General features: G+C 65.1%; 23 protein-coding genes. 15 read left to right on the top strand and 8 right to left on the bottom strand.

What is annotated here, in order from left to right:
* Window positions 1–35: 35 nt before the first annotated feature.
* From RYH74_RS22220 to RYH74_RS22210, 3 genes are all read right to left on the bottom strand, one after another.
* Complete coding sequence (locus tag RYH74_RS22220) at window positions 36–1,022, bottom strand: zinc-binding dehydrogenase (RefSeq protein WP_317410141.1); 987 nt, start codon at window positions 1,020–1,022, stop codon at window positions 36–38.
* A 247-nt stretch (window positions 1,023–1,269) separates the two neighbouring features.
* Window positions 1,270–2,067, bottom strand: coding sequence for an SDR family NAD(P)-dependent oxidoreductase (locus tag RYH74_RS22215; RefSeq protein ID WP_025338593.1), 798 nt, complete (start codon window positions 2,065–2,067; stop codon window positions 1,270–1,272).
* 86 nt (window positions 2,068–2,153) lie between these two features.
* On the bottom strand, window positions 2,154–3,077 hold the full coding sequence (locus tag RYH74_RS22210; RefSeq protein ID WP_317410140.1) for a LysR family transcriptional regulator: 924 nt from the start codon (window positions 3,075–3,077) through the stop codon (window positions 2,154–2,156).
* Window positions 3,078–3,456: 379 nt separating this feature from the next.
* Between RYH74_RS22210 and RYH74_RS22205 the strand changes: the two genes are divergently transcribed.
* From RYH74_RS22205 to RYH74_RS22190, 4 genes are all read left to right on the top strand, one after another.
* A complete protein-coding gene (locus RYH74_RS22205) occupies window positions 3,457–4,650 on the top strand; it encodes an MFS transporter (protein WP_025338595.1) in 1,194 nt (397 codons plus the stop codon).
* A 21-nt stretch (window positions 4,651–4,671) separates the two neighbouring features.
* Complete coding sequence (locus RYH74_RS22200) at window positions 4,672–5,787, top strand: alkene reductase (protein WP_317410139.1); 1,116 nt, start codon at window positions 4,672–4,674, stop codon at window positions 5,785–5,787.
* A 243-nt stretch (window positions 5,788–6,030) separates the two neighbouring features.
* Entirely contained in the window at window positions 6,031–6,276 is a 246-nt protein-coding gene (locus RYH74_RS22195; RefSeq protein ID WP_013972043.1) for a type II toxin-antitoxin system Phd/YefM family antitoxin, read from the top strand.
* Entirely contained in the window at window positions 6,266–6,547 is a 282-nt protein-coding gene (locus RYH74_RS22190; RefSeq protein ID WP_003259987.1) for a type II toxin-antitoxin system RelE family toxin, read from the top strand. The genes RYH74_RS22195 and RYH74_RS22190 overlap by 11 nt, the downstream gene beginning before the upstream one ends.
* A gap of 80 nt (window positions 6,548–6,627) precedes the next feature.
* On the opposite strand, the gene RYH74_RS22185 is transcribed toward RYH74_RS22190, so the two are convergent.
* Window positions 6,628–7,023: a hypothetical protein gene (locus tag RYH74_RS22185; protein WP_023662326.1), complete on the bottom strand. Its 396-nt coding sequence runs from the start codon at window positions 7,021–7,023 to the stop codon at window positions 6,628–6,630.
* Between the two features lie 88 nt (window positions 7,024–7,111).
* Window positions 7,112–8,020, bottom strand: a complete 909-nt coding sequence (locus tag RYH74_RS22180; protein ID WP_075044797.1) for a LysR family transcriptional regulator — start codon at window positions 8,018–8,020, stop codon at window positions 7,112–7,114.
* Window positions 8,021–8,311: 291 nt separating this feature from the next.
* Between RYH74_RS22180 and RYH74_RS22175 the strand changes: the two genes are divergently transcribed.
* Genes RYH74_RS22175 through RYH74_RS22165 form a run of 3 tightly spaced genes read left to right on the top strand, consistent with a single transcriptional unit; the run spans window position 8,312 to window position 11,910 of the window.
* Window positions 8,312–9,616 carry an MFS transporter gene (locus RYH74_RS22175; protein ID WP_317410138.1) on the top strand — a complete coding sequence of 435 codons (1,305 nt, stop codon included), beginning with the start codon at window positions 8,312–8,314 and terminating at the stop codon, window positions 9,614–9,616.
* 30 nt (window positions 9,617–9,646) lie between these two features.
* On the top strand, window positions 9,647–10,888 hold the full coding sequence (locus RYH74_RS22170; RefSeq protein WP_317410137.1) for a Zn-dependent hydrolase: 1,242 nt from the start codon (window positions 9,647–9,649) through the stop codon (window positions 10,886–10,888).
* Window positions 10,888–11,910, top strand: a complete 1,023-nt coding sequence (locus tag RYH74_RS22165) for a histone deacetylase family protein (protein ID WP_013972048.1) — start codon at window positions 10,888–10,890, stop codon at window positions 11,908–11,910. The genes RYH74_RS22170 and RYH74_RS22165 overlap by 1 nt, the downstream gene beginning before the upstream one ends.
* 227 nt (window positions 11,911–12,137) lie before the next feature.
* Here RYH74_RS22165 and RYH74_RS22160 read toward each other — a convergent pair whose 3' ends face one another.
* Window positions 12,138–13,562: a PLP-dependent aminotransferase family protein gene (locus RYH74_RS22160; protein ID WP_015269943.1), complete on the bottom strand. Its 1,425-nt coding sequence runs from the start codon at window positions 13,560–13,562 to the stop codon at window positions 12,138–12,140.
* A 197-nt stretch (window positions 13,563–13,759) separates the two neighbouring features.
* On the opposite strand from RYH74_RS22160, the gene RYH74_RS22155 reads away from it, so the two are divergent.
* From RYH74_RS22155 to tam, 3 genes are all read left to right on the top strand, one after another.
* Window positions 13,760–13,885, top strand: coding sequence for a hypothetical protein (locus RYH74_RS22155; RefSeq protein WP_286101647.1), 126 nt, complete (start codon window positions 13,760–13,762; stop codon window positions 13,883–13,885).
* Window positions 13,885–15,294: an amino acid permease gene (locus tag RYH74_RS22150; protein ID WP_025338600.1), complete on the top strand. Its 1,410-nt coding sequence runs from the start codon at window positions 13,885–13,887 to the stop codon at window positions 15,292–15,294. Before RYH74_RS22155 ends, RYH74_RS22150 begins: the two co-directional genes overlap by 1 nt.
* A gap of 238 nt (window positions 15,295–15,532) precedes the next feature.
* Complete coding sequence (tam, locus tag RYH74_RS22145) at window positions 15,533–16,309, top strand: trans-aconitate 2-methyltransferase (RefSeq protein WP_317410136.1); 777 nt, start codon at window positions 15,533–15,535, stop codon at window positions 16,307–16,309.
* On the opposite strand, the gene RYH74_RS22140 is transcribed toward tam, so the two are convergent.
* Window positions 16,299–16,670 carry a DUF2784 domain-containing protein gene (locus RYH74_RS22140; protein WP_317410135.1) on the bottom strand — a complete coding sequence of 124 codons (372 nt, stop codon included), beginning with the start codon at window positions 16,668–16,670 and terminating at the stop codon, window positions 16,299–16,301. The genes tam and RYH74_RS22140 overlap by 11 nt on opposite strands.
* Before the next feature lie 219 nt (window positions 16,671–16,889).
* On the bottom strand, window positions 16,890–17,759 hold the full coding sequence (locus tag RYH74_RS22135; protein ID WP_013972053.1) for a LysR substrate-binding domain-containing protein: 870 nt from the start codon (window positions 17,757–17,759) through the stop codon (window positions 16,890–16,892).
* 243 nt (window positions 17,760–18,002) lie between these two features.
* Between RYH74_RS22135 and RYH74_RS22130 the strand changes: the two genes are divergently transcribed.
* The 5 genes from RYH74_RS22130 (at window position 18,003) to RYH74_RS22110 (ending at window position 24,216) form a co-directional block, all read left to right on the top strand.
* A complete protein-coding gene (locus tag RYH74_RS22130) occupies window positions 18,003–19,319 on the top strand; it encodes an MFS transporter (RefSeq protein ID WP_085592731.1) in 1,317 nt (438 codons plus the stop codon).
* A gap of 15 nt (window positions 19,320–19,334) precedes the next feature.
* Window positions 19,335–20,726, top strand: coding sequence for an FAD-dependent oxidoreductase (locus RYH74_RS22125; RefSeq protein ID WP_317410134.1), 1,392 nt, complete (start codon window positions 19,335–19,337; stop codon window positions 20,724–20,726).
* 97 nt (window positions 20,727–20,823) lie between these two features.
* Window positions 20,824–21,534, top strand: coding sequence for a YebC/PmpR family DNA-binding transcriptional regulator (locus tag RYH74_RS22120; RefSeq protein ID WP_085592727.1), 711 nt, complete (start codon window positions 20,824–20,826; stop codon window positions 21,532–21,534).
* Between the two features lie 144 nt (window positions 21,535–21,678).
* On the top strand, window positions 21,679–22,623 hold the full coding sequence (locus RYH74_RS22115; RefSeq protein WP_317410133.1) for a LysR family transcriptional regulator: 945 nt from the start codon (window positions 21,679–21,681) through the stop codon (window positions 22,621–22,623).
* 180 nt (window positions 22,624–22,803) lie between these two features.
* Window positions 22,804–24,216, top strand: coding sequence for a DOPA decarboxylase (locus RYH74_RS22110; protein ID WP_317410132.1), 1,413 nt, complete (start codon window positions 22,804–22,806; stop codon window positions 24,214–24,216).
* The last annotated feature ends 124 nt before the right edge of the window (window positions 24,217–24,340 follow it).

Here is a 24,340-nt window from a genome sequence, read left to right as displayed (position 1 = left end):
TAGCAGAATGGGATCCAAGTTCTCGCACACGGCGTTCAGTCGAGGCGCGTCACCCATTTGCCTGCGCCTTGGCCCTCTTTCAGCTGCCGCAGAGCCTGTGGCAGTGCCGAGAAGGCGAACTCGCGGCGCTGTGGCGCGATCAGGCTGCCATCGGCGACGGCCTGCAGCAGGCGTTCACCGGCCACGCGCAGGGCTTGGCGATCTGCCAACCGGCCATGGGCATGAATGCTGTTGAGCGCCACTTCATGCAGCGAGATCGCCGTGCCGAAGGCGGGCGTTGGCGCGGTTTCCTGGCGGTCCTGGATGCACACCAGGTGGCCGTTGTAGCCGAGCAGGTGGGCAAGGCTGCCAGCATGGGCGCCGCTGACGGTGTCGAACAGGGCATGCAGCGGGCGCTCGCCCAGGGCGGCCTGCAGTTGGTCCTGCCAGTCGGCGTCGTGGTAGTCGAACACCCCGCTCACACCAAGGGCCTTGAGCATGGCGTGGTGGCGTTGGCCAGCACTGGCCCACACGCGCAGGCCACGTTGCGCGGCCAGTTGCGCGAGGTAGAAGCCCACCGCGCCACCGGCGCCGATCACCAGCACGTCGCGGCTGGCACCTTCGGGCACCTTGGCCAGGGCCTGCCAGGCGGTCAGGGCGGGGCAGGGCACGGCGGCCGCGGCGGTGTCGCTGAGCGCACTGGGGATATGCATCACCAGGCTGGCATCCAGCAGGCAGTGCTCGGCAAAGCTGCCGTCACGCGCCAGCGATTGGTGGTAGGCAACGCGGCTGCCCAAAGGCATGTCGACGCCTGCGCCAACGGCGACTACCACACCGGCGCCATCCACGCCCGGGACCGTGCCTTGCTGCCAGGCAGGGTGGCCCCACTCGCAGATTTTCCAGTCCACCGGGTTGAGGGCAATGGCGCGGTTGGCCACCAGCACCTCACCGGGGCCGGGTTGTGGCAGGGGTTTACGCAGCAGTTGCAGGCCGTCGAGGCCGGCGTTCGGGGTCCAGGCCCAGGCTTGATGATCGGTTGGCATGGTGCGGGTCCTTTCGAGACGGGTGTGGGCGGCAGGCTAGCGGGGATCAAGAAGGGGAAACAGGTGCGGTGACGGCAAGGTGTTTTGACTGGAAGACAAAAAAGCGGGGCCGCTGTGCGCCCCATCGCCGGCAAGCCAGCTCCCACCGGAACCTGTGGGAGCTGGCTTGCCTGCGATGGGCTGCAAAGCAGCCCCAATTCACATGGCCTTGAACAGCGCTTCGGTCGACGGGTAGCCGGGGTTGAAGTCAGATAGCCAGGCTGTCGACTACACCGCCGTCGACCCGCAGCGCTGCACCGGTGGTGGCGGACGAGTAAGGGGAGGCGAGGTACACCGCCAGGTGGGCGACTTCGTCGACATCGGCGGCGCGTTGGATGATCGAGCTCGGCCGAGCAGTACGCACGAAGTTGTCGGCTTCTTCACGAATGCTGCGCCCGGACGCCTGGGCTGCATCAGCCACCAGCGCGGCCACGCCGTCGGTCAGGGTCGGGCCGGGCAGCACTGCGTTCACGGTGACCCCGGTGCCGGCCAGGCGCTTGGCCAGGCCATGCGATACCGCCAGGTTGGCAGCCTTGGTGACGCCGTAGTTGATCATGTCGGCAGGGATGGCGATGCCCGATTCCGAGGAGATGAACAGGATCCGCCCCCAACCTTTCTCGACCATGCCCGGGGCATAGTGGCGGGCCAGGCGCACGCCGCTCAGCACGTTGGTGTCGTAGAAGCGCGTCCACTCGCTGTCGGCCACGTCGAAGAAGTCGACGTCGTCGTAGATGCCCAGGTTGTTGACCAGGATGTCGGCCCGTGGGTGGGCGGCGAACAGGGTTTCGGCACCGGCGGCGGTGCCCAGGTCGGCGACCACGCCGTGGATCTGGCCACGGCCGCCTTGCTCGCGCAGTTCGGCCAGGGCGGCATCCAGCGACTTCTGGCTGCGGCCGGCAATGACAACGTCGGCGTTGGCGCGGGCCAGGCCGCGGGCGATAGCCAGACCAATACCGCCGGTCGAGCCGCTGATGATGGCGGTGCGTCCGCCGAGGTCGATGTTCATGGAATGGCTCCTGTGGGTGAGTTGCATCGATAGGAGCCATCCTAGTGAAGCGTGGTCAGACTGTAAAAGACGTAATTCGACTGAGTTCAGACCTGGTTGGACTTATCAAGCCCTAGCTCGGCCAATGCCAGCACCCGCTCGCGGAAAATGCCCACGATCGGCCGCAAGTCGACCTGGTGCCAGACCGCCCACAACTGCTCGCTGGGCTGGAACCAGTCCAGCTGGCGCAGCACCACGGTAGGCCCGGCGCTGGCCGACAGGCTGCTTTGCACCATGGCCAGGCCCAGGCCGGCGGACACCAGGCCGAGCACGCTCAGCGGGTCGTTGGCCTCCAGCGACAGGCGCGGGGTGAAGCCGGCATCGCCACAGCGGGCGATGAAATCGTCACGCTTGTGGCCCTGGTCGGGCTGGCCACCGGTGATGATCCAGTCCTGTTCGTGCAGGTCGGCGGGGGTCAGTTCGGCCTTGCTGGCCAGCGGGTGCGCGGCCGGGATGGCCAGCAGCAATGGGTCGTCCAGCACCGGCTGGCCGCGCAGGTCGGGGTCGTTCTTTGGCGGCGGCTCGCAAACCAGGGCAATGTCCAGGCTGCGCTGACGCAGGCCTTCGAACTGTTCGTTGGGGGTCATGTTGTACAGCGCAATATGAATGTTCGGGCGCTCGCCACGAATCGCCCGCACCGCGCCCGGCAGCACGCCGGCGTGGATGGCGTGGTTGACGTAACCGATGCACAGCCCGCCTTCCTCGCCACGGCCCAGGCGCTTGCCCAGCGATTCCAGGCGCTCGGCATGCTTGAGCAGGCCGCGCGCTTCGGCCAGGAAGGTGCGCCCGTCCCTGGTCAGGTACAGTCGCTGGTTGCGCCGTTCGAACAGCGCCAGGCCAAGGTTGTCCTCCAACTGGGCGATCTGCCGGCTGAGGGGGGATTGGGAAATATGCAGCTGCTCGGCGGCCCGGCCGACGTTCTCGCATTCGGCGACGGCTACGAAGTAGCGCAACTGACGTAGATCTTGCATGAGACCTCCTGGGACTTAACTATTGACAATTATGACTTGTGCGGTCTCGATCTTGCCAGCGTGCCATACGTTCACTTCGTCGGGTTGATGAACGCGGTCAATTGTGGGAGCGGCCTTGTGTCGCGAAAGGGCTGCAAAGCAGCCCCAGCAATATATGTCTTTGCGCTGAACCCCTGGGGCTGCCTTGCAGCCCTTTCGCGACACAAGGCCGCTCCCACAACTGACCGCGCAGGCTGGAACATTAAAGTTGACCCGCTCGCAATAGCTTGAAGATAACCTTTGCCTTCAAATCAAAACTCATTGTCCCGTCCCCACCTTTTTCCCATCCCCACGTCCCTCGAGAATTCACCCATCCCAACCTTCCACAGGTGATTCTCAAATGCCTCTCGCCTTGTTAGCCCTGACCCTGGCGGCCTTCGCCATCGGCACCACGGAATTCGTGATCGTCGGCCTCATCCCGACCATCGCCAATGATCTGGCGGTCACCCTGCCTTCGGCCGGCCTGCTGGTCAGCCTTTACGCCCTCAGCGTCGCCATCGGCGCGCCCCTGCTCACCGCCATGACCGGCCGCGTCCCGCGCAAGTTGTTGCTGGTCGGCCTGATGGCGCTGTTCACCGCCGGTAACCTGGTGGCCTGGCAGGCGCCCAGCTACGAATCGCTGATCATGGCGCGCATCCTCACCGGCCTGGCCCACGGGGTGTTCTTCTCGGTCGGCTCGATCATCGCCACCAGCCTGGTGCCGAAAGAAAAGGCCGCCAGCGCCATCGCCACCATGTTCAGTGGCATGACCGTGGCCTTCGTCACCGGTATCCCGCTGGGTACCTTCATCGGCCAGCACTTCGGCTGGCGCGTGACCTTCCTGGTGGTGGCTGCCTTCGGCCTGGTGGCGCTGCTCGGCGCACTGCTGTTCGTGCCCAAGCGCATCCAGCACAGCCAGCCGGCACCGCTGCTGCGCCAACTGCGGGTGATGCTGCAACCGCGCCTGCTGCTGGTGTATGCCATGACTGCCGTGGGTTACGGCGGCTCGCTGATCGCCTTCACCTTCCTTGCCCCGATCCTGCAGGACATCGCCGGCTTCGGCGCCAACAGCGTCGCCCTGGTGCTGCTCGCCTACGGCGTTTCGGTTGCCCTGGGCAACATCTGGGGCGGCCGCCTGGCCGACCGCAAAGGCCCGGTCAAGGCACTGTCGATCATCTTCCTGCTGCTGGCCGTGGTGCTGCTGGCGCTGACCTTCACCGCGCCGCATCCGGTGCTGGTGGTAATCACCGTACTGGCCTGGGGCGCGGTGGCCTTCGGCAATGTGCCGGGCCTGCAGGTGTACGTGGTGCAGCAGGCGGAAAAGGTCGCCCCCGACGCAGTCGACGTGGCTGCCGGTTTCAACATCGCCGCCTTCAACCTGGGTGTGGCCGGTGGTTCCTGGGGCGGTGCCCAGGTAGTGCAACAACTCGGCCTCGGCCACACCCCGTGGATTGCCGCGCTGGTCACTCTCGGTGCCCTGGCCCTGACCCTGTACAGCGGCCGCCTCGACCGCCGCGTACCTGCCCAGCCACAACCTGTCGTCAGCCGCGCCTGACCCCTGATTCGCCTTACGGAGATGCACATAGTGACTCAAGATCCGCTGTTCCAACCCCTGCAATTCGGCGCCCTTAACCTGCCCAACCGCGTGCTGATGCCGCCGATGACCCGCTCCCGCGCCGCCCAGCCTGGCGATGTACCGACCGCGCTGATGGCCGAGTACTACGCACAACGCGCCAGTGCCGGGCTGATCGTCAGTGAAGGCACCTGGATCTCGCCACTGGGCAAGGGTTACGCCCGCACCCCGGGTATCCACACCCAGGCGCAGATCGACGGCTGGCGCCTGGTCACCGAGGCGGTACATGCCGCAGGCGGGCGCATCTTCGCCCAGCTCTGGCACGTCGGTCGCCTCAGCCACAGCAGCCTGCTCGGCGGCCAGGCACCGGTGTCGTCCTCGGCGATGCAGGCCGAAGGCGTGAACGTGTTCATCGACAATGCCGACGGCACGCCAGGCTTTGTCCAGGCCTCCAAGCCGCGCGCGTTGAGCGAAGCGGAAATTGCCGAGATCATCGAGCAGTACCGCCAGGCTGCGCGCAATGCCATGGCGGCCGGTTTTGACGGTGTCGAGTTGCACGCGGCCAACGGTTACCTGGTCAATCAGTTCCTCGATTCCGGCGCCAACGACCGCACCGACCGCTACGGCGGTTCGCTGGAAAACCGCCTGCGTTTCCTCGACCAGGTCACCCGTGCGCTGGTCGAAGGCACCGGCGACGCCCAGCGCGTAGGCGTACGCCTGGCGCCGCTGACCACGCTCAATGGCTGCGTCGATGCCGACCCGGTCACCACCTATACCGCAGCGGCCAAGCGCCTGGGCGAAATCGGCATCGGCTACCTGCACATTGCCGAAGCCGACTGGGATGACGCGCCGGACATGCCGGTGGACTTCAAGCAACAGCTGCGGGCGGTGTTCCCCGGGGTGATGGTGTATGCCGGCAGATACACCGGCGAACGTGCACGGCGCGCGCTGGAGGAGGGCTGGGCTGACCTGATCGGCTTCGGCCGGCCATTCGTGGCCAACCCGGACCTGCCGGCGCGGCTGAAACTGGATGCACCCTTGGCCGAGCACGAACGGGCCACGCTGTTTGGCGGTGATGCCCATGGCCTGACCGACTACCCGGCACTGGCAACAGCCTGACCCCGACCGCTCCTCATGGAACTGCAAATGACTCATTGAGTTAGCAGGGACCCTGTGGGAGCGGCTTTAGCCGCGAACACCGGCGCAGCCGGTGCCATGCACCGCGTTGGATTCAAAGGGCTGGGCGATCTCCCGCAAACACGGCATTTCGCCTGTCGTGTCTTACCTCTGTGCTTGAGCAGTGACGACTTGTTTGTGTCCTATATATGGACCAAAATATGGCTCTCTATTGAGGGTGTAAACATGCAAAACATATTCGCTGACGTGGCCGTAAGCGTGTCGGAACTGAAAAAGAACCCATCCGCGGTGATGACCGGCGCTGCGGGTATGCCCGTCGCCGTGCTCAATCACAACCGCGTGATGGGTTACATGGTGCCGGCCGAACTGTACGAGGCCATGATGGAACGCTTGGAAGATCTCGAATTGAGCGAACTGGCCAAGTCGAGGTTGGGTGAAAAAGGCGTACCGGTATCCCTGGATGACCTATAAACTCGAATTCCTGCCTTCGGCACTGAAAGAGTGGGGCAAGCTAGGCCACACCGTGCGCGAACAGATCAAGAAAAAACTCGCCGAGCGCCTGCAGTCACCCAAGGTACAGGCCGACGCGCTGCGTGACCTGCCGAACCACTACAAAATCAAGCTCAAGGCCTCTGGATATCGCCTCGTCTATCGAGTCGAGGACGAGCGTATCGTTGTAGTGGTGGTATCGGTTGGCAAGCGCGAGCGTAGCGAGGTGTATCGATCCGCTCAGAAGCGGTAAACATCATCAGCGGTGTAGCCATCCTGCAAACGCCGCGCGCTACGAATGAGCTTCGCTCACAATCCCCCTGTTCCTCGTTGCTATTCCATCAGCATCACAGCATTGGCGTATTTTTCCTGGTCCGGTGTGAACGTTGTCAGCATGCCGGTGTGATTACAGGTCAGGGTGAGCTCTGTTCGCGTATCGATGAACAGATCCTCGCCGCGAAGGCCCTGCCATTGCGCCAGGTACTTGAACGAACCGTACTTCATCGGTTTCTTCAAAGCGCGATCATGGCCACCTTTCCAACCTAGCACCGGGAGTGCGCCATCGGCGCAGTGCCGGGCAAGTTCTGGCTGGGCCAGAGCCCGCTCTCGGCCAATCTCCCAGCAGCGGATCAAGCCCTCGTCGGGCCCCTTCCATGCTTCTTCCCAGGTGATCAAGGGGCGGATGGGGTGATGAATGGGGCGTCGAATGACCCCGGTAGCTCGATCCATGACTGAGATTGTCCGTAATGTTCAGTTGGCCTGGATGCTACTAATTGGCCACTATCGTGTCCAGTGCTCGCCGACCCCAGCTCTGCGTTCAGTCAAGGCTCTGCTGCAACGCCTCGATAAACACCTCTTCCGCGCGGCTGAAGCGTTGCTCCCTGTTCCACAACAGGTGGATATCCACATCGGCAATCCCTTCCTGCGGCGGCAGCTTCCACAGCAACCCGGCGTCTACATCCGGCGCCACCACATGCTCGGGCAGGCAACCTATGCCAAACCCGGCAATCACCAGCCGGCGCACTTCTTCAAGGCTTGGTGACGATGCCACGATCCGCCCGGCAAACCCTTGCTGGTCACGGAAAATGGTCAGTGGCGACAGCATGCCGCCAATCTGGTCACTGGTGAAACTGACGAAGTTCTCCCGCTGCAGGTCGCCTTCGGCCTGGCCGAACAGGGCATGGTGCTTGCCACAGAAGAACGCATAGCGCTGGCGCAGGAACAACCGCTGCTCCAGCCGTGGCTGCGCACGCCGGTTCAGGCTGAGGCCCGCCGTGGCGGTTTTTTCCTGCAGGGCGGCGACGATGTCGGAGCTGCGCATCACGTCGATCTCCAGCTCCACCCGCGGGTGCTGGCGGTGGAAGTCGGCGAGGAAATCGTCGAAGCGTTCGTTGACGATACGGCTGATCATCAGCAGGCGTACCTTGCCCACCAGTTCGTCCGCCGGCTGCTCCAGCAAGCCGCCGATTTGCGACATCTGCCCATAGACCTCGCCGGCCAGCTGGAACAGCTGCTCGCCCATTTCCGTCAGCACGAAGCGCGGCCCGCGGCGGGCGATGAGCTGGCGGCCAAGCTGTTCTTCAAGGCGCTTGAGAGCCTGGCTCACTGCCGGCTGGGTGAGGTGCAGGCGGGCGGCCGCGCGGCTGATGGACAGCTCCTGGCCGATGACCCGGAAGGTGCGCAGCAGGTTCCAGTCGAGGCGGTCGTTGAGCAGACGGTCGGGCATGGCAGGGCTCGATAATAAGCAGGGCTAATATTTCAAATAATAAATAGAAAATTGACTAATCATAGCCCCGGGCCGATAAATCGCAGATATCGAGGCCTGTCGAATCGGTGTTGGCTTCTTCGCGGGTAAACCCGCTCCCACAGGTACTGCAGCGCTTGCAGACCTTGTGCAAGCCCTGTGGGAGCGGGTTTACCCGCGAAGAAGCTGACGCCAGACCAACAGGCCAAGCGCCACAAGAGCGCCACCGTGCCCCCAACAACTCCTGCCAGAACAACAAGCAAAGGAGCCCCCATGAAGCCCACCGCTTCCCCCCAGCCACGCCGTGCCGCCGCCGCCGCGTTCATCGGCACCATGATCGAGTGGTACGACTTCTACATCTACGCTACCGCCGCCGCCCTGGTGTTCGGCGCGCTGTTCTTCCCCTCCGACAACAGCCTGTTCAGCACCATGGCAGCGTTCGGCACCTTCGCCGTCGGCTTCTTCGCCAGGCCGCTGGGTGGCATCGTATTCGGCCATGTGGGCGACCGTATCGGCCGCAAGAAGTCGCTGGTCATCACCTTGCTGATGATGGGCATCGTCACCGTGGGCATCGGCCTGCTGCCGACCTACGCACAAATCGGCGCCAGCGCGCCGGTACTGCTGATCCTGCTGCGCATCGTCCAGGGCATTGCCGTGGGCGGCGAGTGGGGCGGGGCGGTGCTGATGGCCGGTGAGCATGCACCCAAGGGCCGGCGCAACTTCTTCGCCTCGTTCGCCCAGCTGGGCAGCCCGGCGGGCCTGATCCTGTCGCTGCTGGCCTTCGGCGCGGTCACCCGCCTGCCGGAAGAAGACCTGATGAACTGGGGTTGGCGCGTGCCGTTCCTGGCCAGCGCGCTGTTGCTGCTGGTGGGCCTGGCGATTCGCCTGGGGGTGAATGAGTCGCCCGAGTTCATCGCCAGCCGCGAGCAGGCGGAAAAGGCCCGGCGCAAGGAGCAGGCTCCGGTATTCGAAGTGCTGCGCACGGCCTGGCGCCCGCTGTTGCTGTGCATCGGTGCCAATACCCTGGGTATTGCCGGGGTCTACTTCACCAACACCTTCATGATCAGCTACACCACCCAGCAGTTGCACCTGGAGCGTTCGTTGATCCTGGAGTGCCTGTTCTTCGTGGCGATCATCCAGTTCTGCGTACAGCCGTTGGCTGCCTGGATATCGGAAAAGATCGGCGCCACCCGCTTCCTGGCCCTGGTCGCGCTGCTGGCGATGGCCTCGCCTTACCCGATGTTCGTGCTGGTCAGCTCGGGCCAGGGCCCGTTGATCGTACTCGGCATCGCCCTGGCCGCCGCGTGCATGGCGTCGTTCTACGCGGTGATCGCCGGCTACGTCAGCGGCATGTTCGACACCCGCGTGCGCTACACCGCCATTTCCCTGGCCTACCAGATCTGCGGCGCCATCGCGGGCGGCCTGACCCCGCTGATCGGTACCTGGCTGGCCCACACCTTCACCGGCCAATGGTGGCCGATGGCGGTGTTCTACACCCTGATCGCCACTATTTCGCTGGTCTGCGTGCTCGCCCTGGCGCGCCAGTACGCCCGTAGCCAGCGCCTGGAACTGGCCTGATCGAACCGCTTTTTTCTGGAGTACCCGAACATGTTGAAAAGCAATGGCGAACGCCTGTGGGCGAGCCTGATGGCCATGGCCGAAATCGGTGCCACTGCCCGTGGCGGCAGCTGCCGCCTGGCCCTGAGCGACGAGGACAAGGCTGGCCGTGAACTGTTCAGCCACTGGTGCCGCGAAGCCGGCCTGACGCTGACTGTGGATGCCATCGGCAACCTGTTCGCTCGCCGTGCTGGCAGCGACCCCGATGCAGCGCCGGTGATGATGGGCAGCCACCTCGACACCCAACCTGAGGGCGGCCGTTTCGATGGCGTCTACGGTGTGCTGGCGGGCCTTGAAGTGGTGCGCCGGCTCAATGACCTGAACATCCAGACGCGCAAACCGCTGGAAATCGCCGTATGGACCAACGAGGAGGGCGCCCGCTTCACCCCGGCCATGTTCGGCTCGGCGGTGTTCACCGGCACCCTGGCACTGGATGAAGCGCTGGCCATTCGCGACGCCGATGGCATCAGTGTCAACGACGAACTGCAACGCACCGGTTACGCCGGCCGGCGCCCGCTGGGCGGCCAGGTCGATGCCTATTTCGAGGCGCATATCGAGCAAGGCCCGATCCTTGAAGACAACGCCAAGGCCATTGGCGTGGTCAGCGGCGGGCAGGCCATCCGATGGCTCGACGTCACGGTCGAAGGCATGGCCGCACACGCCGGTACCACGCCGATGCCGCTGCGCAAGGATGCCCTGTACGGCACCGCACGGATGATCCAGGCGGTCGAGCAACTGGCTGCCGATTTTGCCCCCGAAGGCCTGACCACGGTGGGTGAACTGTCCATCGCCAAGTCCTCGCGCAACACCATTCCGGGGCTGCTGCAGTTCACCGTCGACTTGCGTCACCACCGGGATGAAGCCATCGAGGCGATGGAGCGCGACCTGACGTTGAAGCTGCAAGCCATCGCCAATCAGCGCGGGTTGCAGGTGCGTATCGAGCGCCATTGGGTAAGCCCGGCCACACCATTCGATGCCGATTGCGTAGCCGCCGTGCAGCAGGCGGTGGATGGCCTGGGCTATGCCCAGCAGTCGATCGTCAGCGGCGCTGGCCACGACGCCATCCTGCTGGCCCGCTACTGCCCGACCGCCATGGTGTTCATCCCCTGTGTCGGCGGCTTGAGCCACAACGAAGCCGAAGACGTGTTGCCCGACGACGCCCGCCAGGGTGCCGATGTACTGCTCAATGCCGTGCTGGCCCGCGCGGGCCGTATCGAACAAGGAGACACCTGATGCGTTGCTACTTCCACCCCGAACAACTGCTGCACCACCCACGCAGCTATTACTCGCGCGGCGCCATGCGCACCCCGCAGGAAGTCCCCGAACGCGCCCAGCGCCTGCTGCAGGCAGCCAAGGATCTGGGCTTCGACATCCGTCAGCCTGAGGACGCCGGCCTCGAGCCGCTCAAGGCAGTGCATGGCGAGGCCTACCTGGCCTTCCTCGAAGAAGCCCATGCGCGCTGGAAGGAAGTGCCCGAGGACTGGGGCGACGAGGTCATGTCCAACATCTTCGTGCGTGAACCCAACGCCCTGCGCGGCATCCTCGCCCAAGCCGGGCGCTACCTGGCTGACGGCAGCTGCCCGGTAGGCGAACACACCTGGCGCTCGGCCTATTGGTCTGCGCAAAGCGCAGTGGCCGGTGCCAAGGCCATTCTCGACGGCGAGCCGGCGGCCTATGCCCTGTGCCGGCCGCCAGGCCACCATGCGCGCTTCGATGCGGCCGGTGGTTTCTGCTACATCAACAACGCCGCTGTCGCTGCCCAGGCCTTGCGCAGCCGCTACAGCCGCGTGGCCATCCTCGATACCGACATGCACCACGGGCAGGGGATTCAGGAAATCTTCTACGACCGCCGGGATGTGCTGTATGTGTCGGTGCATGGCGACCCCACCAACTTCTACCCGGGTGTGGCCGGGTTCGCGGACGAGCGTGGCAGCGGTGCGGGGGAGGGGTACAACCTCAACTTGCCGATGGCGCATGGGGCCAGCGAAGCGGACTTCATGGGCCAGCTGGAGATCGCGCTGGCAGCGGTGAAGGACTTTGGCGCCGAGGTGCTGGTGTTGTCGCTGGGGTTCGATATCTACGAACTGGACCCGCAGAGCAAGGTGGCGGTGACGACTGAAGGGTTTGCGGTATTGGGCGAGCGGATTCGGGCGATGCGCTTGCCGTGCCTGATCGTGCAGGAAGGGGGGTATCACCTGGAGAGCCTGGAGGCGAATGCGCAGGCGTTCTTTGCCGACAAGGCGGACTGGCGATAAGTGCCAGGGGCCGGCAGCCGAGGAATGGCTGCCGGCCTCTTCGCGGGTGAACCCGCTCCCACAGGGATCGCGACGCACTTGGGCTTTCAGCAGGGCCGTTGCTCCCAAAGGGATATCACTAACCTCAAGGCTGGTGGGAGCCATGTGGGAGCGGGTTTACCCGCGAAGAGGCCGGGGCAGGCAGCCCATCAGCGCCAGGTGGACGCACGGATAGCCGAAGCAGCCCGTTACACCCCACCCCGCCGCACATGCTTCACCAACACCTTCTCCAGCAACTCCCACATCGCCGGCTCGGTACTGAACGCCACGTTGAACCGCATCCAGCCGGTCGCCTTGGCATCGACCATGAACAACTGCCCGGGCCCGAGCATGATGCCTTTCTCCAACGCATCATCCAGCAACGCCGCGCTGTCCGGAATCGCCGGGTGGCGGGTCCAGATATACATCCCTTCATCCGACTCGATGAACAGCTCGAAGCCCAACCGATGCAGATGCCGGCCAACTTCCTGGTGCGCCTCGGCCAAACGCTGGCGCAGGCGCTTGAGGTGCTTGCGCCAGCGCCCGTCGATGATCGCGGCATACACCACGCGCTCCATCACCTGCGAGGTGGTCAGGCCCGAGCGCATCTTCAGGTGCAGCAGCTTCTGCATCAGCTCGGGGTTGGCCAGCATGTAGCCGACCCGCACATTGGGCGAAATGCTCTTGGAGTAGCTGCCCACGTACACCACCTGCTGCAGGTGGTCGAGGCTGGCCAGGCACGGCTGCGGTTCGGCGACCATGTCGGCATACAGGTTGTTTTCCACCAGGCGGAAGCCGTGCTGGCTGGCCAGTTGCAGCAGGCGGTGCAGCTGCGGTAGCGGCGTGCGCGAGCAGGTCGGGCTGTGCAGGTGCGGCTGGGTGAAGAACGCAGTGGGGCGGTGATGGGTGAGCAACTGCTCCAGTTGGTTCAGGTCGTAGCCGGCCGGTGTGCGCGGTACGCCGACCAGGGTTGCGCCCTGGGTGCGCAGGATGCTCATCAGGTTGGGGTAGCCGGGGTCGTCCACCAGCACCACGTCGCCCGGGCGCACCAGGGTGCGCGCGGCCAGGTCCAGGGCCTGGCTGGCGCCATGGGTGAGCATCAGCTGCGCCGGGTTGGCGACGATCGACAGTTCCTGCTGCAGGTTCTGTGCGGTCAGGGCACGCAGCTCCATCAGGCCCATGGGGTCGCCGTAGCCCGACAGCTCCAGCGGGCTGCCGGCCACCTGGCGCAGGCCGCGGCGCAGGCCGTCTTCGTACATCCAGTCGTTGGGCAGCCAGCCGCAGCCAGGCTTGAACGGCAGCTGGCGGATTTCGAAGATCTGCTGCAGGTACCACTCGGAGTTGAACGTTGGTCGACTGGTGTCGGCCTCGGCGTTGTGCGGGTCGAGCAATTCGCCCGCCGCGCGGTTGACGAAGAACCCCGCATTGCCCCGGCTCACCAGCAGGCCCTGGGCGACCAGACGGTCGTAGGCCTCTACCACGGTGAAGGTGCTCACCGAATAGCTCGCGGCAAAGGCGCGGATCGAGGGGACCTTGGCGCCTGGCTTGAGGGTCTGGTTGTCGATCAACTCGCGCAGCCCGTCGATGATCTGGTTCACCAGCGGGGTCGAGGAGTCTGGATGTAATTCGAACATTTGGGCCTTCAGGTTGCGTATCGCCCGGCGTTTGCAAGGTGTATTGCAAGGGCGACCTGTACAGTGCAGTGCGAGTTTCATGCCACTGTGCATGGCTCTCTGCGTCGGACATTTTTACATTAGGTGTCAGATATCGCCACCTAAAGCATGTTCAGTTCGCCCCAGGCGCCTGCCCTGGGGCGCGTCAGCAGGCCGCCATGGAAGGCCTGCGTGTGTTCGCTCACACCATCCTGCGCGCATTAGCACTGATGTACGTGAAACCGCCAGCCATCGGGGTTTTACAGTTTTCCTTGGATAAAAAGAAGCACGGGGTACACAACTGATGGACGCAACATCCACAACCACCACCGCGAAAAGCGGGCACGAGAGCAAGCTCAGTGCCTCGCTCAAGTCGCGCCACCTGACGATGATGTCGATCGCCGGGGTTATCGGCGGCGCCTTGTTCGTCGGTTCCGGCAGCGTGATTCACAGCGCCGGCCCAGCCGCGGTGCTGGCCTACCTGGCAGGCGGCATCCTGGTGGTACTGATCATGCGCATGCTGGGTGAAATGGCGACTTCCTCGCCAGACACCGGTTCGTTCTCCACCTACGCCGATCGCGCCATCGGCCGTTGGGCCGGTTTCACCATCGGCTGGCTGTACTGGTGGTACTGGGTCATCCTCATGGCCTGGGAAGCTTATGTGGCGGGCAAGATCCTGCATGGTTTCTTCCCCGACGTCAGCGTCAACGTGTTCGTGCTGGCCACGACCCTGTTGCTGATCACCGTCAACTTCTTCAACGTCAAGCACTACGGTGAGTTCGAATTCTGGTTCGCCTTGATCAAGGTGATCGCGATCGTCTGCTTCCTGATCGTGTGTACCGCTGCCGTGCTGAACATCTGGCAGTTCGGTGAAGTGCGTGGCATCAGCCACCTCACCGCCGAAGGCTTCATGCCCAATGGCATCACCACCGTGATCGGTGCCTTGCTCGGGGTGATGTTTGCCTTCCTCGGCGCGGAAATCGTCACCATCGCCGCTTCCGAAGCCAAGGACCCGGCCGCGCAGATCGTCAAGGCGACCAACTCGGTGGTCTGGCGTGTGTGCCTGTTCTACGTGGGTTCGATCTTCCTGATCGTCTGCCTGGTACCGTGGAACGACCCGCACCTGGGCGTTTCCGGCTATGGCGCCTACCGCCGCACCCTGGAGCTGCTGGGCGTGCCGTATGCCGAGCTGCTGATGAACTTCGTGGTGCTGACCTCGGTGAGCAGCTGCCTGATCTCGGGCCACTACACCGCTTCGCGCATGCTGTTCTCCCTGGCCCAGCGTGGCGACGCGCCGTCGTTCTTCAAGATCACCCGCGCCGGCACCGGTGTACCGGTGTACGCGATCATGGGTTCGTGCGCCGTGGCCGTGGTGTGTGCGCTGATCAACTTCAGCGAGACCCTGCGCCCGAAAGACGTGCTGGAAACCCTGATGAACACCACCGGCATGATTGCCCTGCTGGTGTACCTTGTGATTGCCTTCTCGCAGCTGCGCATGCGCCGCAAGCTGATTGCCGAAGGCAAGGAAGTACGCCTGAAGATGTGGCTGTTCCCATGGCTGACCTACCTGGTGATCGCGTTCATCGTGGCCGCCCTGGTAACCATGGCCTTCATGCCTGACTACCAGATCCTGGTGATCTCCACCGGTATCGCCGCGGCAATCGTGGTGGCGATGGGTGTGGTGCACCAGATCCGCACTGGCAAGCAGCACTAAGCGTCACTCGCTTCTCGAAACGGCCGGCTTCCTCAGGGACCCGGCCGTTTTGCGTTGTTGGGCCAGGTTTTGTGGGAGCGGCCTTGTGTCGCGAAAGGGCTGCAACACCGGAGAACCATGGGGCCGCCTTGCGGCCCTTTCGCGACACAAGGCCGCTCCCACAAGGACCGCGTCAGACCTATCAGAACAGTGCAGATGGCAATATGCTGAACACATTGCCCGCCCAAAGGAGCTTCACATGGCCTGGTCCGCCACCCAGTACTCGCTGTTCGAAGACGAGCGTACCCGCGCCGTGCGCGATCTGCTCGCCGCTGTGCCACCACGCCCGGTACGCCACGCCACCGACCTGGGCTGTGGCCCTGGCAATTCCACCGAGGTACTGCTGCAACGTTACCCGGATGCCCAGGTGACGGCCCTGGACAGTGACCCGGACATGATCGAAAAGGCCCGCGAGCGTAAACGGCTGTGCATCCCCCGGGTGCGCACTGTCGTCGCTGACATTGCCGGCTGGTCCGCTCCCGAGCCGCAGGACCTGATCCTGGCCAATGCCTCACTGCAATGGGTACCCGACCACGCCTCGCTGTACCCGCACCTGGTGCGCCAGCTGAGCGAAGGTGCCAGCCTGGCTGTGCAGACCCCGGACAACCTCGACGAGCCGGCCCACCGGCAGCTGCGCGAAATCGCCAGCCAGGGCCCCTGGGCGGCGAAATTCGCTGATTTCCAGCTGCCACCACGGCACAGCGCGGCGTTCTACTACGACCTGCTCAGCCCGCTGTGTGCGCGGGTGGATGTGTGGCGCACCACCTACCACCACCCGTTGGCCGGTGGCGCGGAAGCCGTGGTGGAATGGTTCAAGGGGTCGGCCTTGCGACCGTATCTAGCGCGGTTGGAGGAGCAGGAGCAGGCGGATTTCCTGCAGATGTACCTGCAGGCGATGCAGCGCGACTACCCGCCGGCCACCGATGGCAAGGTGCTGTTGCCGTTCCCGCGGCTGTTCGTGATCGCTACCCGCTAGGGCGGCGCCAGCGCCAGGCCACGTAGCTATAGATGCCGAGGTTGAGCAGCAGCACCAAAGCGCCCAGCAGCAGCTGGGTGTGCGGTGTCAGCCCGGCGGGGTAGATCAACGGCCAGATGTAGTGCTCGACGAAGCCGCCCTGGTAGCCCGCGTCACCAGCCGCGCTGCGCATGCGGTTTTCCCAGGTGGTCAGCGGGCAGCCCAGGTGCAGGCATTCCACCGCCAGGCCCCAGGCCAGCGCCGGCAGGTGCAGCAGCAGGGCAGGGCGCCAACGCAGTACCAGCAGGCCGCCGAACAGCACCAGCAGGATGAAGAGCAGGTGCAGCAGGACCAGGGTGTCGGCGGCAAGGCGGTAGAGCATGGTTTGTGTGCCGAGGGTTGAGGTTATCCCAGCATAGTTGGGTTGCCCGTACCGGCCTCTTCGCGGGTGAACCCGCTCCCACAGGTACTCCACAGAGCTCGAGAGCTGTGGAATACCTGTGAGAGCTGCCTACATTGGTCTCCACAGGTACCGTGCCAATCTGAGCCTGAGTGCGGCCCCTGTGGGAGCGGGTTTACCCGCGAAGAGGCCGGCACAGGCTTACAACCCTTCCTCCACCATCTGCAGGAAGGTCGCCACCACCCGCCGCGTGCGCTGCTCGCTCAGGCACACCAGGGTCTCGGTCAGGTGCCGCTGGCAATCGACGATCGGCAAGGCGCACACCCGCGCATCCGCACCAAACTCCGCCGCCGACACCACCCCCACACCAATCCCCACCACCACCGCTTCCCGCGCCGCTTCCCGGCCTTCCACCTGGATCGCCGGGCGAATCCGCAGCCCGGCCCGTTGCATTTCTTCTTCCAGCGTCTGCCGCGTCACCGACCCGGGCTCGCGCAGCACCAGCGGCGTATCGTCCAGGTCCGCCAGGCTGATCGCGCCGCGGCTGGCCCATGGGTGCTGGTGGGATACGAACGCCACCATCGGGTCGCGGCGCAGCGGCAGGCAGTGCAGCCGCTCATCGTCGACGTCCCGCCCCAGCAGGGCCAGGTCGGCCTGGTAGCTGAACAGCCGGGCCAGCGACTCGTCGGTGTTGCCGGTCTCGATCTTCACCTGGATGCCCGGGTAGCGCTGGCAGAAGCGGGCGATCTGCGGCAGCACGTGCACCGGCGCATCCACCGCCAGCACCAGGCTACCGGTGTGCAGCGCACGCGAATCCTGCAGCAGTTCATGGGCCTCGGCCTCGCAGGCGAACAGGCGCTGGCTGATGCCCAGCAGGCGCTCGCCGAGGTCGGTGAGCTGCACCGAACGCTTGTTGCGGTGGAACAGCAAGACGCCGAAGCGCTCCTCCAGTTTGCGCACCTGGTCCGACACCGCGGGCTGGGTAAGAAACAGCTTTTCGGCGGCGCGGGTAAAGCTGCCGTGAACGGCCACGGCATGGAAGGCCTTGAGTTGTGCGTGGGAAACCGACATGACGACCTCAGTAACAAGCTGGGCTTATGTGTGAAATACGATAAATCGATTTTATTTATCTTAGCGCAACTGTTTCCATGCATGTCAGCCCGACGCTGGTACCACAAGTGCCGCCAGGGCCATGGCACCCACACGGCGCCATCTGACCCGATGACAGCCTCGTCATCGCTGTGCGTAACACAAGAACAAGACAGGCGTTTCTTCACATTCTGCCGGCACACTCAAGCAAGAGGTCAGACTTACATGAACCAATCCCTAGCCGCGTTCAAACGCTGGCGTATCCAGATTTTCGCCATTACCTGGCTGGCCTACGCCGCCTTCTACTTCACCCGCAAGGCCTTCTCGGTGGCCAAGCTGGGCATCGGTGAAGACCCCAACTTCATGCTCGACAAGGCCGCCATGGCCAACCTCGACGCCATCTACCTGGCCGCCTACGCCGTAGGCCAGTTCACCTGGGGCATGCTTGCCGACCGCTTTGGCCCACGCGTGGTGGTGCTCGGCGGCCTGCTGATTTCTGCTGCTGCGGCGGTGGTGATGGGCAGTTACGCCACCTTCCCGATCTTCGCCACCTGCATGCTGGTGCAGGGCCTGGCGCAATCCACCGGCTGGGCCGGGTTGTGCAAGAACATCGGCAGCTTCTTCCCGGCGTCGCAGCGTGGGCGGGTGCTGGGCCTGTGGAGCTCCTGCTATGCCTTCGGCGGCCTGGTGGCCTCGCCGTTCGCCGGCTGGTGGGCCTATACCCTGGTCGGTACGTGGCACGCGGCGTTCTTCTCCAGTGCCGCGGTGGTGGCGCTGGTGGCCGTGCTGTTCTTCTTCCTGCAGCGCAACAAGCCTGAAGACGTCGGCCTGCCGGCGGTGGAGCCCGAGCCACAAAGCATGGCCCCGGCCGGCAACCTGTGCAGCGTGTGGGCGCCGCTGAAGGAGATCATGCGCAACCGCACGGTGCTGACCCTGGGGCTGGCGTACTTCCTGTTGAAGCCGGCGCGCTACGCCATCCTGCTGTGGGGGCCGGTGATCGTCTTCGAGCAGATGCCCTCGGTGGGCAAGGTAGGGGCAGCGATCATCCCGACAGCCTTCGAACTGGCCGGGCTGCTCGGCCCGATCATCATCGGCCTGGCCTCCGACAAGCTGTTCGGCGCCCGGCGCATGCCGGCCTGTGTCATCAGCCTGGTGCTGCTGACCGTGGCGTTGGCGGCGTTCATGGCGGCCATGCATACCGGCAGCGTGATCCTGGTGGTGGCCCTGCTGTTCGTCATGGGCCTGACCCTGTACGGGCCGGATTCGATGATCAGCGGCGCTGCGGCCATCGACTTCGGCACTGCCAAGGCCGGCGCCACCGCAGCAGGTTTCGTCAACGGCTGTGGCTCGGTGGGGGCGGTGCTTGGCGGGCTGCTGCCGGGGTACTTCGATGGTGTCACGGTGTTCATCGTGTTCGCCGGCTGCGCGCTGTTCTCGGCGCTGGTGCTGCTGCCGCACTGGAACAGCCGCCCGGCCAGCGCTGCGCAAAGCACTGATGTGGCACCGAATACCAGCATGGCAATCAAGCCACTGCGTACCTGAAAGGAAAGCGAGCGAATGAGACCCTTCTGGCTGCAACAGGCCCTGGATTCGGCGCAAGAGGCGGTGTGCCCGCCGCTGCAAGGCGATGTCCGTTGCGATGTGTGCATCGTCGGCGGCGGCTATACCGGCCTGTGGACCGCGCTGATGCTCAAGGAAGCGGTGCCGGCCCTGGATATCGTGCTGATCGAGGCCGATATCTGCGGTGCCGGTGCCAGTGGCCGCAATGGTGGCTGTGCGTTGTCCTGGTCGGCCAAGTACTTCACCCTCGAGCGGTTGTTCGGGGTGGCCGAGGCGGTGCGCCTGGTGCGTGAGTCGGAGCGCAGCATCGGTGAGATCGGCGCGTTCTGCGCGGCCAATGGCATCGATTGCGACTACCGCCTGGACGGCACGCTGTACACCGCCACCAACGCCGCGCAGGTCGGCGCCACCGACTCGGTGATCGCTGCGCTGGAGCAAAAGGGGATCAATTCGTTTCGCCGCCTGCCGCTGCAGCAGGTGCAGCGCCTGGCGGGTTCGGCGCGGCACCTGGAAGGCTGGTTCTCGCCGGCCGCGGCCACGGTGCAGCCGGGCAAGCTGGTGCGCGGCCTGCGCCGGGTAGCCTTGCAGCGCGGCGTGCGCATCCATGAGGGCACCGCCATGACCGGCCTGGAGCACGGCGCCCCGGTGCAGGTGCGCACGGCCCATGGCACGGTGCGCGCCGACCGCGTGGTATTGGGCCTGAATGCCTGGATGGCGCGGGCTTTCCCACAGTTCGAGCGCAGCGTGGTGATTGTTTCCAGCGACATGGTGATCACCGAACCTTGCCCCGAGCTGTTGCATCAGATTGGCCTGGACAGCGGCATCAGCGTGCTCGATTCGCGGATATTCGTGCATTACTACCACAACACCTCCGATGGTCGGCTGATGCTCGGCAAGGGCGGCAATACCTTCGCCTATGGCGGGCGCATGCTGCCGGTGTTCGACCAGCCGTCGCCGTACCGGCCGCTGCTGCGTGAAAGCCTGGGCGGGTTTTTCCCGGCGCTGGCCGAGGTGCCGCTGGCGGCCAGCTGGAACGGGCCGTCTGACCGCTCGGTGACCGGTTTGCCGTTCTTTGGCCGGCTGGACGGGCAGGGCAACGTGTTCTACGGCTTTGGTTACTCCGGCAGCGGCGTCGGGCCGTGCCACATGGGCGGGCAGATTCTGTCGTCGCTGGCACTGGGGCTGGACGACCCATGGACCCGTTCGCCGCTGGTCAAGGGGCCGCTGGGGCTGTTTCCGCCCGAGCCGATCCGCTACCTGGGCTCGCTGATGGTGCGCAATGCCATCCGCCGCAAGGAGCGGGCCGAGGACCGTGGGCTGCGGCCGCGCAGGCTGGATGTGCGCCTGGCGCGGTTTGCCGCGGCGGCGGGCAAGGCCGATAAAGGCTGATGAGATTTCTTGTCGAACACAGGCCGGAGGGCGTATAAACTGCACCCACTTTTGGCCGGTCGCTTCCTGAACCGGCCGCTGAAACAAGAGAGTCGACATGGGCGCACAGTGGAAAGCCAAACATAAAGAAGCCGCGGCCAACGCCAAAGGCAAGATCATGGGCAAGCTGTCCAAAGAGATCCAGATCGCCGCCAAGTCCGGCGCCGACCCGGACATGAACCCACGCCTGCGCCTGGCCATCGAGCAGGCAAAGAAGGCCTCGATGACCCGCGAGACCCTGGAACGCGCAATCCGCAAGGGCGCGGGCCTGGACGGCGATGCCGTGCAGTACTCGGCGGTAAGCTACGAAGGTTTCGCCCCGCACCAGGTACCGCTGATCGTCGAGTGCCTGACCGACAACGTCAACCGCACCGTCGCGCAAATCCGCGTGCTGTTCCGCAAGGGCCAGCTGGGTGCCAGTGGTTCGGTGGCCTGGGATTTCAACCACGTCGGCCTGATCGAAGCCACCCCGAGCGGCGACGCCGACCCGGAAATGGCGGCCATCGAAGCCGGTGCCCAGGACTTTGAAGACGGCGACGAAGAGGGTTCGACCCTGTTCATCACCGACACCACCGACCTGGACGCGGTGCAGAAGGCCCTGCCGGAGCATGGCTTCACCGTGACCTCGGCGAAGATCGGCTACACCCCGAAGAACCCGGTGAGCGCGGCAACCCTGAGTGCCGAAGCGCTGGCCGAGGTGGAAGCGTTCCTCGAAGCCATCGACGAGAACGATGACGTGCAGAACGTTTATGTTGGTCTGACTGACTGATCTGCTTCTCTGGGGCCGCTTTGCGGCCCAATCGCCGGCAAGCCAGCTCCCACAGGTACAGCACAAGCCCCGATGGTTGTGGTGACCCTGTGGGAGCTGGCTTGCCGGCGATTGGGCCGGTCGATCCCCTGGAAGGGAGCCTGTATGAACCTCGCTTTCGCCTCCCTTAGCCTCGCCCACCTGCGCACCCTCGACCACCTGCTGCAGCTGAAGAACCTCAGCCACGCCGCCGAGCGCCTGGGCGTCAGCCAGTCCGCCCTCAGCCGCCAGCTGGTCCATCTGCGCGAAGCCTTCGATGACCCGTTGCTGGTACGCCAGGGCCGCGGTTACGTGCTCAGCGAACACGCCGAAGCCCTGGTCGAACCCCTGCGCCAGGTTCTCGAAGAGCTGCACGCCCTGCGCCAGCCCGCGGTGTTCGACCCGGCGCGCTGCGAGCGGCGTTTCTGCCTGGCCGCTTCGGACTACGTGGCCGAGCACATGCTGCCGCTGCTGGTGGCGGCGCTGGAGCGCGAAGCGCCGGGTGTATCGCTGGAGTACCGCACCTGGCAGGCCGGCCAGTACGCCTTGCTGGCCAGCGGCGAGATCGACCTGGCCACCACCTTGTTCGACGAGTCGCCACCCAACCTGCACGGGCGCCTGTTGGGCGAGGACCGCGCGGTGTGCCTGATGCGCCACGACCACCCGCTGGCCGCCCGCGGCGCGCTCAGCCAGGCCGACTACCTGGCGCACAAGCATGTGCGTATTTCCGGTGGAGGCGACAAGGACAGCTTCATCGACCGCCACTTGCGCGCCCAGGGCCTGCAACGGCGGGTCAGCCTGGAAGTGCCGTTCTTCTCTGCCACCGTGCAGGTGATCGCCAACAGCCAGGCGCTGGCCACCGTGCCCGAGCACATCGCCCGGCAGCTGTGCCGCCTGCATGACCTGGCCTGGCGGCCGCTGGGCTTCATCGACCACAGCCAGCGCTACTGGGTGGTGTGGCACCAGCGCCTGCAGGCCTCGGCCGAACACCGCTGGTTGCGCAACCGGGTGTTCGAGTTGTGGCGCCAGTCGCAGTTCGGTGTGCAGGGCGGGCATGCGGGTTTGCCATAGCAGGTATGCGTGAGGCGGGGTTATTCACTTCGGGATAGGTGCCTAGACTGGGGCATTGTGTTGCCTGTACCGGCCTCTTCGCGGGTAAACCCGCTCCTACAAACGATGCAGTACCTGTGGGAGCGGGTTTACCCGCGAAGAGGCCAGCACAGGCAGCGAAAAACCCACAGGAGCCCCCAGGTGACCCCCGAACAATTCCGCCAGTACGGCCACCAACTGATCGACCTGATCGCCGACTACCGCCAGACCGTCGGCGAGCGCCCGGTCATGGCCCAGGTCGAGCCCGGCTATCTCAAGGCCGCCTTGCCCGCTCAGGCCCCCCTGCAAGGCGAACCTTTCGCTGCGATCCTCGACGACGTCAACCAGTTGGTCATGCCCGGCCTGTCCCATTGGCAGCACCCGGACTTCTACGGCTACTTCCCCTCCAACGGCACCCTGTCGTCGGTCCTCGGTGACTTCCTCAGCACTGGCCTGGGCGTGCTGGGCCTGTCGTGGCAGTCCAGCCCGGCCCTGAGCGAGCTGGAGGAAACCACCCTCGACTGGCTGCGTCAGCTGCTCGGCCTGTCTGGCCAATGGAGCGGGGTGATCCAGGACACCGCATCCACCAGTACCCTGGTGGCGCTGATCTGCGCGCGGGAACGCGCCAGCGACTACGCACTGGTACGCGGCGGCTTGCAAGCCCAGGCCAGGCCGCTGATCGTCTATGTCAGCGCCCATGCCCACAGTTCGGTGGACAAGGCCGCATTGCTGGCCGGTTTCGGTCGCGACAACATCCGCCTGATCCCGACCGACGAACGCTATGCCCTGCGCCCGGAAGCACTGCAGGCGGCGATCGAGCAGGACCTGGCCGCCGGCAACCAGCCCTGCGCCGTGGTCGCGACCACCGGCACCACCGCTACCACGGCCCTCGACCCGCTGCGGCCGATCGGCGAGATCGCCCAGGCTCATGGCCTGTGGCTGCACGTGGACTCGGCCATGGCCGGCTCGGCGATGATCCTGCCGGAATGCCGCTGGATGTGGGACGGCATCGAGCTGGCCGATTCGCTGGTGGTCAACGCGCACAAGTGGCTGGGTGTGGCCTTCGATTGCTCGATCTACTACGTGCGCGACCCGCAGCACCTGATCCGGGTCATGAGCACCAACCCCAGCTACCTGCAGTCGGCGGTGGATGGCGAGGTGAAGAACCTGCGTGACTGGGGTATCCCGCTGGGCCGTCGGTTCCGTGCGTTGAAGCTGTGGTTCATGCTGCGCAGCGAGGGGGTCGAGGCGTTGCAGGCACGGCTGCGGCGTGACCTGGACAATGCCCAGTGGCTGGCCGGGCAAATCGGCGCGGCGGCGGAGTGGGAGGTGCTGGCGCCGGTGCAGTTGCAGACGTTGTGCATTCGCCATCGGCCTGCGGGGCTGGAAGGGGAGGCGCTGGATGCGCATACCAAGGGCTGGGCCGAACGGCTGAACGCGTCCGGGGATGCCTATGTGACGCCGGCGACGCTGGATGGACGGTGGATGGTGCGGGTGTCGATTGGCGCATTGCCGACCGAGCGGGAGCATGTCGAACAGCTCTGGGCGCGCCTGCAGGAAGTGGTCAAGGGCTGAAACTGCCGGGGCCGCGTTGCGGCCCTTTCGCCGGCAAGCCAGCTCCCACATGGACTGCATCGGCCTCAGGCTTGATGCGACCCTGTGGGAGCGGGCATGCCCGCGAATGGGCTGCAGAGCAGCC

It is taken from the genome of Pseudomonas sp. LSJ-87, from assembly GCF_032971465.1.
Classification (GTDB): Bacteria; Pseudomonadota; Gammaproteobacteria; order Pseudomonadales; family Pseudomonadaceae; genus Aquipseudomonas; species Aquipseudomonas putida_Z.
This window is presented reverse-complemented; position numbering and strand designations above follow the sequence as displayed.